This window comes from Mycobacterium sp. (assembly GCF_035274705.1).
Classification (GTDB): Bacteria; Actinomycetota; Actinomycetes; order Mycobacteriales; family Mycobacteriaceae; genus Mycobacterium.
Genome location: NZ_DATENY010000047.1, coordinates 16970 through 29169, shown reverse-complemented (window position 1 = coordinate 29169; position 12200 = coordinate 16970). Strand labels below are relative to the sequence as shown.

Here is a 12200-nt window from a genome sequence, read left to right as displayed (position 1 = left end):
GTGTTCACGGAGGCGACCACGAAGACGGCGGCCTGATGGGTGGTCAGATCCGTGTTGTCGAGGATCTCCTGGCCCAGGTCGACCGGCTTCGCACCGTCATCGAGCGCGCTGCACACGTAGTGCGCGTTGGAGACGGCGGCCTTGGCGCTGTCGTACGTAATGCCTTCGCTGCTGATCTCGGTCAGAAACGCGTCGTCCGTCGACCGGAGAGCGCTGGCGGTGCCGGCGGTAGCTACGGCGGCCAGTCCGAGAGCTCCCGCAACGAGCGCGGTGCCTGCGAACGTGGTGAGGCGCGACGAAGCGAACATTGGACTCCTCGTGATGTCGTCTTGTTTCCGGTTGTTTTCCGGGCTGACATCAGAGTCCGATAGCGGGCTTGGCGAATTCTTGAAAGATTCTTGGCGGCCGCGCCGACGGGTTCAGCGGCTCGCGATCAACCGTATTTGAGCCACCAATTGTGCAGGTCCTCGAGCTTCGGCCCCTGCGCGTCGGCCAGCAGAAGGTCCGAATCCTTGGTCCACGTCACGTCTGGGCTGTTGTTGTAGGTGCCGCAGGCAATGCGGCCCTCGACCTTGGTCGGCGTGTCCGTGTAATGCCACGTCGTCGGCGAATCGACGCCGCTGGCTGGGCATTGCACGAGCTCGGAGTTCTCGGCGATCGCCGCGTCGAAGTGGGTGTCGAGCGTGGCCTGATCGGCAAACAACGAATAGCGCGCATTCGCCGGTCCGCCGGGAGTGGACGGCGTCGTGCAGTCGACCGTGGCCAGTGCGCCCGGAGCCGGCGGATGGACACCTTGGCATGCGTCGCTGCCATATCCGGGCGGCAGCAGTGCCATCAGCTTCGAGTCGAACGACTGCGACGGCTCAGTGGTGGTGGTTCTGGGCGGCCGGGTTCGGGTGGTTTCCGACTCGGTTGTCGGTGTGGTGGTCGCGGTCGTCGTCGGCCCCGACGACGAGGAGTCGCCCGGTTTGACCAGAAACCAGATCCCGAGCGCACCCAAGACGACCACGAAGACCGCGGCCGCCGCGAGGATCGGTATCCACGGCACCTTGTTGCCCGGGCGCCGGGGCCCGGGCGGCGGGGGCGGTGCGGCTGTCCACATCGGCCCGCTGGGTGGGCCGCTCGCAGGCGGCGGTGTGTGGAAGGCGACGGGCCGCGCGACCGGATACGGCGCAGGCGTCGCCCCCGGCGGCGACGGCATCGGCGGGGGCGTGGGTGGTGGCGTGGGCGGCGGAGTCTGGTGGATGGGCTGGCCCGGCGGCAGGGGCATCGGCGTGCCAGGCATCGTGGCGTCCTGACTGCGCTGCAGGATCGTTGCGGCCTGATCCTGATCCCGTGCGCTCAGCGCGTCGTTCGCGGCCGTCGCGAGATCGCCGGCGCTGGCGTAGCGGTCCTCGGGCTTCTTGGCCATACCGCGAGCGACCACCGTGTCGAAAGCCGCGGGGATTCCCGGGCGTTCCTCGCTGGGTTTGGGGATGGGCTGCATCAGGTGCGCGGTGATGACCACACTGACGCTGTCGCCGGGATACGGCTGCGAGCCGGTGAGGCATTCGTGCAGCACACATGTCAGCGCGTATATGTCGGCGCGGTAGGTGACCTCGTCGTTGGTGAATCGTTCCGGCGCCATGTAGGCGTAGGTGCCGACGGCCGTGCCGAGCTCGGTGAGCTTTTCGTCAGTGGCGGCGTTGGCGATGCCGAAGTCGACGAGATATGCGAAGTCGTCGCGGGTGATCAGGATGTTCTCGGGTTTGACGTCGCGGTGCATGACACCGCTTTCATGCGCGGCATCCAGGGCCGAGGCAATCTGGCGCACGATCGCCACCGCCCGCGCCGGCGTCATCGGCCCGAACCGCTTGAGCATCTTGCGCAGGTCGGTGCCGTCGATCATGCGCATGTCGACGAACATCACGCCGTCGATCTCGCCGTAGTCGTGGATCGGCACCACATGTGGCTCCTGCAGCCGGCCGGCCGAATGCGCCTCGCGCTGCAGCCGCTTGCGGAACACCGGGTCGTGAGAAACCGCCTCCGGCAACAGCTTCAGCGCGACGATGCGGTCCTTGGTGGTGTCCTCGGCTTCGTAGACTTCGCCCATGCCGCCGCGGCCGATCAGCCGCCGCAACCGGTAGCGACCGAAATCGGTACCCGCGCGGGAGTCCCGTTCGTCGCCGCTCATTCGCCGTCTCCTCGGTGTGCATTTGCCAGCGAACACACCCTAATGCCGGGCTAGGTCTCGCGCGGCGCGATCTCGAAGGTGAACTCGTGGTCGCAGATGCGGATCTGGTCGCCGTCGGACAGGGTCGCGGTGCTGCGAATTCGCTCGTTGCCCACCTCGACTCCGTTGGCCGATCGCAGGTCGGTGATCACGAAGCTGGTGCCGGTATCGATGATGACGGCGTGGTGGCGGCTGACGTTGGCGTTGTCGAGCACGATGTCGTTGTCGTCCAGGCGCCCGATTCGGGTGGCGGCTGCGGTCAGCGGGTAGACGCGGCCGGAGGCCGAGCGCAGACTCGCCAGCGCGGCCGAGGCGTCGACCGAGGTGCGTAGGTCGATGTTGAGGACGGTGTGAACGGCTGTGGTCGTCGCGGCCCTCTTCACGTCGAGCGGCTGCTGCCGCAGGATCCGCTCATGTAGGGCGCGCACCGTCGGGCCTGGGTCGATGCCGAGGTCGTCGGCCAGCGTGGTCTTCAGCCGCTGGTAGGCATCCAGTGCGTCGGATTGGCGATCGGCCAGGTAGTAGGCGGTGATCAGCTGCGCCCACAGCGGCTCGCGGTAAGGGTGCTCGACCGTGAGGCCTTCGAGTTCACCGCTGACGGCATAGCCACGCCCGCAAGCGATTTCGGCCTCGGCGCGTGCGGTGTGCGCGACGATCTTATCCTCGGTGAGCGCCGTCGCGAACGCGTCGACGAACTCGAAGTCGCGCAAGTCTTCGAGCACGGGTCCGCGCCACTCGGCCAGCGCCGTGGTGAGGTGGACGCTGGCTTCCTCGAAGCGGCCGGCCGCGGCGGCCTGTACGCCTGCGGACTTCTCGATCACGAATCGGCCGATGTCGCAGGCGGTGTCGGCGACGGAGAGCCGGTATCCCGGCGGCGCGTTGACCAGCATCGACCGTGACTCGCCGAGCAGCTTGCGCAGGTTCGAGATGTAGGAGTGCAGACTGGCGCGGGCTTCTGACGGCGGCCATTGCTCCCACGCCGCGGTGATCAGCGAGTCGATGCCCACGGGCCTGTTGCGATTCATCACCAGCACGGCCAGCACGGCGCGCTGCTTGGGGGTGCCGAGCGACACCGCTGCGCCGTCGACGGTCACCTGCAGCGGCCCCAGCACCCCGAAACCGATCTTGTCCATCACCGGCAATTGTGACCCGTCGGCGCGCAAACGTGGTGTAGACCTGAGTAGAACGTGTTCTAGTTTTCGAGGAGATGCCATGGCTCTGCGGGTGGTGCAGTGGGCGACCGGCGGTGTCGGCGTCGCGGCGATCAACGGCGTGCTGGAACATCCGGAACTCGAACTGGTCGGCTGCTGGGTGCATTCGCCCGACAAGTCGGGCAAGGACGTCGGCGAGATCATCGACGCCGAGCCGCTGGGCGTCATCGCGACCAACAACGTCGACGAGATCCTGGCCCTGGACGCCGACGCGGTGCTGTACGCGCCGCTGCTGCCCAACCCCGACGAGGTCGAGGCACTGCTGCGGTCCGGCAAGAACGTGGTGACACCGCTCGGCTGGTTCTATCCCACTGAGAGTCAAGTCGGACCGCTTCGGGACGCGGCGCTGGAAGGCGACGCGACACTGCACGGCACGGGCATCGCGCCGGGCGGCATCAGTGAGAAGTTCCCGCTGATGTTCTCGGCAATGTCGACCGGCGTGACATTCGTTCGCGCCGAGGAGTTTTCGGACCTGCGTACCTACGAAGCTCCCGACGTCGTTCGCTACGTGATGGGTTTCGGTGAGGTTCCGGAGAAGGCGCTCAGCGGGCCGATGCAGAAGTTGCTCGACGGCGGATTCATCCAGGCGGTCCGGATGATCGTCGACAAGGTGGGGTTCAAGGCCGACCCGAAAATCCGCTCGTCGCAGGAGATCGCCGTCGCTACCGCGGCGATCGACTCACCGATCGGAGTCATCGAACCGCGTCAGGTGGCCGGCCGCAAGTTCCACTGGGAAGCCCTCGTCGGCGACGACGTGGTTGTCCGTGTCACGGTGAACTGGCTGATGGGTGAGGAAAACCTCGATCCTGCATGGACATTCGGCCCCGAAGGACAGCGATACGAAATGGAGGTCCAGGGCAACCCGGACATCTCCATCAGCGTGAAGGGTTTTCAATCCGCGATCGGCGGGGAGGGCCCGGAGTACGGCATTGTGGGCACTGCGGCTCATTGCGTGAACTCCATCCCGGCGGTGTGCGCCGCCGAACCCGGCATTGCCACGTATCTCGACTTGCCGCTGATCAGTGGCAGGGCCGCACCGCAGCTGTCGGGCTAGCGAGTCGTCACACAAGCCGCATCAGCGCGGCAGGATGCCGCCGTCGAGCGTGACCACCTTGTTGGTCAGATAAGCGTTGCGCAGCATGGCAATTGCCATGTCCGCGACCTCCTCGGGTCTGCCGGCCCGCCCGACCGGGATCGGTATCGGAGTGGACGCCGTATCGGGATCGACGGGAAACATCTTGGTGTCGCCGATCAGCGCAGGCGCCAGCGCGTTGACGGTCACACCGTCGGCGGCCACCCGCGGAGCGAGGTGATGCGTCAGGCCGTGCAAGCCGGCTTTGCTTGCGGCGTAATGAGCACCGACGACGCCACCGTTGAGGCCCGCGATCGATGAGATGAACAACACACGCCCGAATCGCCTTTCGACCATGGCGGGCAACACCTGCTGCGCAAGCAGGAACGGAGCGGTCAGGTTGATCGCGAGCGTGGCGTTCCACGACTCCAAATCGATGTCCTGCCAATCGGTTATCGTCGCAGTGCCCGCGTTGGCCACGAGAACGTCGACGCCGCCCAATTCGGTGTTGGCCTGTTCGACGAGGCGGGCGGGCGAAGTAGGGTCGGCCAGATCGGCGGATGCGACGACGACCCGTCGGCCCAAGCCGCGGGCATACCCCGCCGCCTCTTCCGCGTCGTCGCTGTGGCGTCCGTAGGCCAGGAACAGGTCCACGCCCTCGTCGGCGAGTGCGCGGGCGATGCCCTTGCCGATGCCGCCGGACGCACCGGTGACCAGGGCGACCCGTCCGCTCAGCCCGCTCACGGTTTGACCAGGATTCGCCTTGCGATGGTGCCCGAGGCTTCGTGGCCTTGGGTCACCATTGGCAGTTGCCGGGGAAACGCTCCGGTGATCAGGCTCAGGTCGGAATGGCGGACTCCGCAGAGCGCTACCTTGACCAACACCCCGCCAGGGCCAGGTTCAGGTATCGGAACATCCTCCACTGCAACAGTTTTCGAATCAGCGTAGAAACGCTCGTCCCGCATCGTCTCAACCATTTCGCTCCCTTCGCGGCCACGCTACCATCGGATCATGTGCCGGCTGTTCGGGCTGCACGCCGACAAGCGCGTGGTGACCGCGACGTTCTGGCTGCTCGAGGCGCCCGATAATCTCGTCGAACAGAGCAGGCGAAACCCTGACGGCACGGGACTGGGTGTGTTCGAGGCGGACGGCAAACCCGTGGTGGACAAGGAGCCGATCGCTGCCTGGCAGGACAGCGAATTCGCCACCGAAGCACACGAATTGACCGGAACGACGTTCATTGCGCACGTGCGCTACTCGTCGAGTGCGGCCCTCGAACTGCGCAACACCCATCCGTTCCTCCAGGACGGGCGGATCTTCGCGCACAACGGCGTCGTGACGGGACTCGACGTGCTCGACGCGCGACTGGGTGAGCTCGGCGTGGCCGACCTGGTGCACGGCGAGACCGACTCCGAACGAATCTTTGCGCTGATCACCGCGCATACGCGCAAGCGTGGCGGCGATGTGACCGCGGGCATCGTCGACGCGGTCGGCTGGCTGGCCGAAGCCGTGCCGATTTTCGCGGTCAACGTGCTGCTCAGTACGGCCACCGACATGTGGGCGCTGCGCTATCCGGAGACCCACAGGCTGTACGTGCTCGACCGCCGCGAGGTCGAGGACAGGCGGCTGCGGATGGAAACCCGCCGCATCACCGCCCATTCAGAACACCTCACGTCCGACGCGTCGGTGTTGTTCGCCAGCGAGCCGATGGACGACGACGACTGGCAGCTGCTTGCGCCTGGCGAGCTGGTGCACGTCGACGCGGACTTGCAGATCAACCGGCAGATCGCGTTCCCTAAACCGCCCAAGAACCAACTGCGCCACGATGGCCTGACCGCGAAAGCGGCTGCGTCGCAACATGGCTCGGTTGCGTGATCAGGGAATGCGATAGAACGGGTTCGGCAACTGGTACATCTGCTCCGAGAATCCGCCGGCCAGATCCGAGGGCTGGTCGCCGAGATTGGCGATGATCGTATAACCCTGCTGCTCGATCTGGGCCCGCTGCGGCGCCTTGAAGTCGGCGGCCGAGGCATAGTGCGTACCAACGGGTTCCATTAGCAGCTGGGAATACCCGGTGTAGCCGACGGCCTGCAGGTTGCGTTCGGTCGCGGCGCGCTGGGGCTCGTTGCGGCCGGTGATGAAGAAGATCGCCGCGCCGCGGTCCTTGGCCGTGTTGAAGACGTCCAACGTCGGCTGGATCACCGTCGACTGTGCCCGCAGATCCCACGCCAGCCAACCACACGGCCCCGTCGGCAAGCCGTCACACGAGCCGCCGATGACACGGCCAAAGTCGTTGGCTTTGATCGCTTCCCAGTTGGACAACGCCGTCTCGTCAATATCGAATACGACGGCCGGGCGCTGCACCCGCGGCGCCTCGTCGTTGATCCATGCGATCGCCGGAGCCGTCGCCAGTTGCAGATCGGTCAGATACGCGCCGCTGTCGTAATACTGGATCGCTTCGGATTTCAAGTCGCCGATGTTGGCCGGCTGCACCGGTGGCGGGACGATCGGCTGCGGAGGAGCGGGCGGCTCGGCGAGCGCGACGGGTGCGAAGCCGATCAATGCCGCGACGACGGCGGCGAACGGTGCGGCGGTACGCATGCGCAAACCCTAGCGGTGGCCTGGCACACTCACTGGCGTGACGACGAAACGGGCATTGGTGCTCGCCGGCGGCGGATTGGCGGGAATCGCATGGGAGACCGGCATTCTGCGCGGTATCTACGACGAATCACCCACCACCGCGCAAGCGTTGAGGGACTCCGACGTGATCGTCGGCACGTCGGCGGGTTCGACGGTCGCCGCTCAGCTCGGCAGCGGCCTGGGACTCGACGCGCTGTTTGACCGGCAGACGACGGAGTCGTCAGCGGAGATCAACCCAGACGTCGGCATCGAGGAGATCACCGAGCTGTTCCTCTCCGCGGTGACGACGCCCGGCGCCAGCGGGGCCGAGAAGCTGCAGAAGATCGGGGCGGTCGCGCTGTCGACGCAGACCGTGACCGAAGCGGTGCGCCGCGACGTGATCGCTGCGCGCCTGCCGTCGCATGACTGGCCGGATCGGGTGGTGCGGATCAGCGCGATCGACGTCGCGACGGGCGAGCTGGTGGCGTTCGACGGGACATCGGGCGTCGGTCTGGTCGATGCGGTCGCGGCCAGCTGCGCCGTGCCCGGTGTCTGGCCGCCCGTGACGATCGGCGACCGCCGCTACATGGACGGTGGCGTGGGCAGCAGCGTCAACCTGGCACTCGCCGACGATTGCGATATCGCGGTGGTGCTGGTGCCGTCGGGCGCCTCGACCCCGTCGCCGTTCGGCGCCGGCTCGGGCGACGAGGTCGCAGCGTTCGGCGGGGCGGCGTTCGGTGTGTTCGCCGACGACGAATCGCTGGCCGCGTTCGGCCGCAATCCGCTCGACCCGGCGTGCCGGAAGCCGTCGGCACTGGCGGGCCGTGAACAGGGCAGGCGGGTGGCGGCGGCGGTAGCCGAGTTCCTCGGCCATTGAGTCAGCCGGTGCTCAGGTCTGAGCTGACCTTCTCTCGGTACTCGTCGAGCGCCTGCGAAGCAAGGTCCCGGCCGATCGCGATGACCTCGGCAGCACGGTGGAACTCCAGGCTCCGGCACGCAGTGCGGGGCACCTCGATGAGCAGGTCTGGCGGATAGGCCGCGAGGGTGTGACGCGCCAACGCCGCCTGCGCGATATCGATCGTGCGGTTCATCACCTCGAAGCTGCCCAGCCTGGGCACCGTCGTTTCTTTGGTGGCGTCGACGAGCTCCTCGTCACTGCTGTCGCTGTCAGAGCCACTGCCGGCCCGGTTGACATCGAACAGTGCTGTCGTGCTGCGCCACATGCGGGTCAGCCATTCGGTGGTCGCCCTCGACTCGCCGTCGGCCTCTTGACCGCCCGCGGTCTCGCTTCCGCCGAGGCTGACCGCGATGGTCAGATCGGCGGCGACCGCGGCGATCGGCGCCATCGGCAGCGGGTCGAGGATGCCGCCGTCGGCAAGCAGCCGACCGTCGAGCACATGCGGCGTGATCACGCCGGGGATTGCGATCGATGCCCGGATCGCCGCGTCGACCGGGCCGCGCTGCAGCCACACGGACTTGCCTGAGATCAGGTCCGTGGCCACGGAGGTGTAGGGGATCGGCAGCTCCTCGATGGTGACCTCGCCGAGGATGTCGCGGACCGCGTCGAGGATCTTGGCGGCACGCAGTACTCCCGCCGCGCTGATCGACGGGTCCAGCAGCCGAAGCACCGCGGTCTGCGTCAGCGACTCCGCCCACTGCGTGAATTCGTCGACCTTGCCAGCCGCCTGCAAGCCTCCGACGAGCGCACCCATCGACGATCCGGCCACCCCGACGATGTCGTAGCCGCGATCCTGTAGTTCGTTGATCACCCCGATGTGGGCGTACCCGCGGGCCCCGCCACTACCGAGGGCCAGCGCAACACGCTTGCCAGCCATCAGTCCATTGTTGCGCGACGGCCCGTCGCTCCCCAGCGACCGAATTAGTTGCACGCATGATTTGAATTCCCGCGGTCAGCCGCACTCGCCGTCGGCGGCCCCCTCGACGGCCATGATCACGCCGGCCTGCTGGGCCGGTGTCAGCCGAGCCCACGGCGTGTTGAAGTTGCCGGGTCCGCTGAAATCGGGTGCCTGAATGATCTTCAAGTAGGGCTCGACGAGCGTCTTCGGATCGGCCCGCTGGCTGTCGATCCATACCTTGGCGGCGTGGCAGGCCTGCCCGTACTGCTCTTCGGTGGCGTCGGCAGGGACGTCGACCTTGGTGGTCACGCCGCCGGGCGATACCTCGACCGCTCCGGGTTTCGCCGGCTCGGCAGGAAGCGGCGGCAGTTCACTCGCCGACGTCGTCGCCGTGGATGGGGCGGGCTTTTCTTCGCCGCCAGAACAACCCGCGAGCGCCAATGTGAGCAGCGCGGTGCACAGCGCGGCGCGTTGAGGGTATCTGCGCATGCCGCTCAATCTATGCAACACTGGCGGCCGTGATCGAAAGGACCGGACTTCTCGAGTGTTGTCGGGCGTAACGCCGACCCCGATTTCCGCCCGTCCTTTTCTGGAGCTTGCATGGTTTCCGCACAACCTGTCGCGTTGCCGTCTGCCGCCCCCGCCGTCTCTTCGCCCACCCGGCTGCGGCTGCCCGACCTTCTGCACGAAACGGACCGCTACGCCGACGACGTGCTCTCCGGCCGGTACGACCACCTGCTGCCGGCGGGCGGCGTGCCGAGAAACGACCGCTGGTTCACGCGGCTGCACGGTGACGACGAACTCGACCTCTGGTTGATCAGTTGGGTGCCGGACCGCTCGACCGAACTGCACGACCACGGCGGTTCACTGGGCGCGTTGACCGTGGTATCCGGTGCGCTGCGCGAAACCCGTTGGGACGGCGAGGCGTTGCGCCGCCGTCGGCTGCGGGCCGGCGACCAGGCGGCGTTTCCGCTCGGTTGGGTGCACGACGTCGTGTGGACACCGGAGCGAGACTTATCCGTCCCTGTCACCCCGACGCTGTCAGTGCACGCATATTCACCGCCGCTGACCGCGATGTCGTACTACGAAGTAACCGAGCGAAAGACGCTGCGCCGCAAGCGCACCGAGCTCACTGAAGCACCGGAGGGATGATGAGCAGCCGCATCGACCGTGTCCTCGAGGCCGCCCGTGCGCGGCTGCGCCGGCTGACCGCTGACGAAGTACCTGCAGCGCTGGAACGCGGCGCCGTCCTGGTTGACATTCGGCCCCAGGCGCAGCGCAATCGCGAGGGTGACGTGCCCGGCGCCCTGCTGGTCGAACGCAACGTGCTCGAGTGGCGATGCGACCCGACCAGCGACGCGCGCCTGTCGCAGGCCGTCGACGACGACGTGGAATGGGTCGTGCTGTGCTCTGAGGGTTACACCTCGAGCCTGGCCGCCGCGGCGCTGCTCGATCTCGGGTTGTATCGCGCCACCGACGTCGTCGGCGGATACCACGCGTTGAAGGCCGAAGGCGTTCTGGTCTAAGCGTTCTCGTCGTTCGACAGCAGCGGCCGCAGCTTTTCTGTCTTCTCCGGCGTCCAGCCCGGCGGTTGCAGAACGGCGGCCCAGCCGTTGGCGACGTCTCTGACGTAAACGTGGCCGTGTCCGTCGGGCACGTCGACCGCTACCGCCATGTCGGCGGACACCTGAAGGAACGTCACCACCGGGATCCACTGCATGCGCCCGGACAGGTCGTAGCCGCGCGGCTCCTTGAGCCAATCCGGTTCGGAGAACAGCAGATCGACGTTCCACCACGCGATTGGATCCGATGCGTGCTGTAGATAGACCACTCGGGGGTGGCTCCAGGGATCCGGTGGCCTGTTGAGGTTGTCTGGGCGCGCGACGAAGCGTGCGTTCTCACCCTTGTCGTAGATCGGCAACCACTCCGGCGAGTCCTTGTCGCGGTTGCGGGTGAGGTCTTCCCAGATCGTGTTGTTGAACGTCGGCCCGGAGAACAGCGCTCCGTCGGTACGCGCGACGAGGTTGTTGAGGGCCAGGAACGGCGCCTCGCCACCGAATGACCCGAGGCTTTCGCCGAACACGACGAGTTTGGGTCGCTTGGCCTCCGGCATCTCGCGGATCAATGCGTCGACGGCTTCGAAAAGCGCCTGCCCGGCCTGGCGCGCGTTTTCATTGTCCACCAGGAACGACAGCCAGCTGGGCAGGAACGAGTACTGCATGCTCACGATCGCGGTGTTGCCGTTGTACATGTACTCCAGCGCCGAGGCCTCGGCCTCGTTGATCCAACCGGTGCCGGTCGTGGTGGCGACGGCGACGACCGCGCGGTTCAGACCGCCTTCTCGCTGCAGTTCCTCGACTGCCAGTTTTGCTGTCGCCTTGATGCCGTCGGCGGAATTGAGTCCCGCGTAGGCGCGGATCGGTTCGGTCGCGGGCGGGCCGTTGAACTTGGTCAGTTCCTCGACCGTCGGGCCCGCCGAGACGAAGACCCGGCCCTGATGGCCAAGCGATTCCCAGCTGACCAACGACTGCGGACCGCCGGACCGAAGCGGTGACGTCGGCGCAGGGAATGTCGGATCGGTTTCGTCGTTAGCGGCCGCGAACGTCTTGTTGATCGTGCTCATCGCGAACCGCACCACGATTCCGTTGAGCAGCGCGATGGTCAGTGCGAGTAGCAGCACGACGACAACGATGGCCGAAACCCGCGGTGGAGCAACGCGATTGAGCTGACGCACGAGATAGCGCACCAATTTGCCGATCAGCTGGCCGATCTCGACGAAGATGAACAGGAAGACGATCGACAACACCGCAGTCAGCGGGTGGTCCCAAAAACCCATCCGCGGAACGCCGTTGAGGTCGCGCACTTCGTCCTGCCACACGTGGAAGTAGATGATCATCAGGATCTGGCCGACGACGCCAATGACGGCGAGGGCTATCCACGCCCAGCGCGGCGCGCGCGGGCTGGTGTCCTTTGATCGCATGTAGCGCACCAACCACACCGCGAAGACTCCGAGGCCGTATCCGATGGCACCCGCCGCGCCGCTGACGATGCCCTGAAACAGTGGTCCGCGAGGCAACAGCGACGGCGTCAGCGAAAGCCATATGAACACCAGACCGGCCGCGGTTCCGGTGAACGTGTAGCGGCGAACCCACCACGGCCGCTTGGCCGGTGCCTCTTCGGATTGGGGTGATGCTTGCTCGGCCGCCTCCGCCGTATTTGTCACCCCCGCA

The 12200-nt window shown here is 66.6% G+C and carries 13 protein-coding genes and 1 pseudogene; 5 read left to right on the top strand and 9 right to left on the bottom strand.

The window, feature by feature from the left end; translation table 11 throughout:
• The 3 genes from VJV41_RS11760 to VJV41_RS11750 form a co-directional block, all read right to left on the bottom strand.
• Nucleotides 1-308, bottom strand: a 308-nt coding sequence (locus tag VJV41_RS11760) for a DUF732 domain-containing protein (RefSeq protein WP_325333833.1), incomplete at its 3' end; no start/stop codon positions are given.
• Nucleotides 309-433: 125 nt separating this feature from the next.
• Nucleotides 434-2173, bottom strand: coding sequence for a serine/threonine-protein kinase (locus VJV41_RS11755; protein ID WP_325333831.1), 1740 nt, complete (start codon nucleotides 2171-2173; stop codon nucleotides 434-436).
• Nucleotides 2174-2223: 50 nt separating this feature from the next.
• Nucleotides 2224-3345: a BTAD domain-containing putative transcriptional regulator gene (locus VJV41_RS11750; protein ID WP_325333829.1), complete on the bottom strand. Its 1122-nt coding sequence runs from the start codon at nucleotides 3343-3345 to the stop codon at nucleotides 2224-2226.
• Between the two features lie 79 nt (nucleotides 3346-3424).
• Here VJV41_RS11750 and VJV41_RS11745 point away from each other — a divergent pair, with 79 nt between their 5' ends.
• Nucleotides 3425-4477, top strand: coding sequence for a dihydrodipicolinate reductase (locus VJV41_RS11745; RefSeq protein WP_325333828.1), 1053 nt, complete (start codon nucleotides 3425-3427; stop codon nucleotides 4475-4477).
• 21 nt (nucleotides 4478-4498) lie between these two features.
• Here the strand turns inward: VJV41_RS11745 and VJV41_RS11740 are convergent, their stop codons facing one another.
• On the bottom strand, nucleotides 4499-5239 hold the full coding sequence (locus tag VJV41_RS11740) for an SDR family NAD(P)-dependent oxidoreductase (protein WP_325333826.1): 741 nt from the start codon (nucleotides 5237-5239) through the stop codon (nucleotides 4499-4501).
• A gap of 17 nt (nucleotides 5240-5256) precedes the next feature.
• A pseudogene (locus VJV41_RS11735) lies at nucleotides 5257-5472 on the bottom strand (alcohol dehydrogenase catalytic domain-containing protein); the annotation flags it as partial.
• Between the two features lie 34 nt (nucleotides 5473-5506).
• On the opposite strand from VJV41_RS11735, the gene VJV41_RS11730 reads away from it, so the two are divergent.
• Nucleotides 5507-6370, top strand: coding sequence for a class II glutamine amidotransferase (locus tag VJV41_RS11730; RefSeq protein ID WP_325333825.1), 864 nt, complete (start codon nucleotides 5507-5509; stop codon nucleotides 6368-6370).
• Here the strand turns inward: VJV41_RS11730 and VJV41_RS11725 are convergent, their stop codons facing one another.
• The gene (locus VJV41_RS11725) at nucleotides 6371-7096 is read right to left on the bottom strand and encodes an HAD family acid phosphatase (protein ID WP_325333824.1); all 726 of its coding nucleotides are present in this window, start codon (nucleotides 7094-7096) and stop codon (nucleotides 6371-6373) included.
• A gap of 37 nt (nucleotides 7097-7133) precedes the next feature.
• Here VJV41_RS11725 and VJV41_RS11720 point away from each other — a divergent pair, with 37 nt between their 5' ends.
• Nucleotides 7134-7991: a patatin-like phospholipase family protein gene (locus tag VJV41_RS11720; RefSeq protein ID WP_325333823.1), complete on the top strand. Its 858-nt coding sequence runs from the start codon at nucleotides 7134-7136 to the stop codon at nucleotides 7989-7991.
• Nucleotide 7992: 1 nt separating this feature from the next.
• On the opposite strand, the gene VJV41_RS11715 is transcribed toward VJV41_RS11720, so the two are convergent.
• Both VJV41_RS11715 and VJV41_RS11710 read right to left on the bottom strand, forming a co-directional pair.
• Nucleotides 7993-8949 (bottom strand): patatin-like phospholipase family protein, encoded by a 957-nt coding sequence (locus tag VJV41_RS11715; RefSeq protein ID WP_325333822.1) that lies wholly within the window; start codon nucleotides 8947-8949, stop codon nucleotides 7993-7995.
• Nucleotides 8950-9024: 75 nt separating this feature from the next.
• A complete protein-coding gene (locus VJV41_RS11710) occupies nucleotides 9025-9459 on the bottom strand; it encodes a lipoprotein LpqV (protein ID WP_325333820.1) in 435 nt (144 codons plus the stop codon).
• A gap of 111 nt (nucleotides 9460-9570) precedes the next feature.
• On the opposite strand from VJV41_RS11710, the gene VJV41_RS11705 reads away from it, so the two are divergent.
• Nucleotides 9571-10122: a cysteine dioxygenase gene (locus VJV41_RS11705; RefSeq protein WP_325333818.1), complete on the top strand. Its 552-nt coding sequence runs from the start codon at nucleotides 9571-9573 to the stop codon at nucleotides 10120-10122.
• Nucleotides 10122-10496 (top strand): rhodanese-like domain-containing protein, encoded by a 375-nt coding sequence (locus VJV41_RS11700; protein WP_325333816.1) that lies wholly within the window; start codon nucleotides 10122-10124, stop codon nucleotides 10494-10496. Before VJV41_RS11705 ends, VJV41_RS11700 begins: the two co-directional genes overlap by 1 nt.
• Here VJV41_RS11700 and VJV41_RS11695 read toward each other — a convergent pair.
• The gene (locus VJV41_RS11695; protein WP_325333814.1) at nucleotides 10493-12193 is read right to left on the bottom strand and encodes an alpha/beta hydrolase; all 1701 of its coding nucleotides are present in this window, start codon (nucleotides 12191-12193) and stop codon (nucleotides 10493-10495) included. The two genes, VJV41_RS11700 and VJV41_RS11695, sit on opposite strands and share 4 nt — an antisense overlap.
• Between the last annotated feature and the right edge of the window lie 7 nt (nucleotides 12194-12200).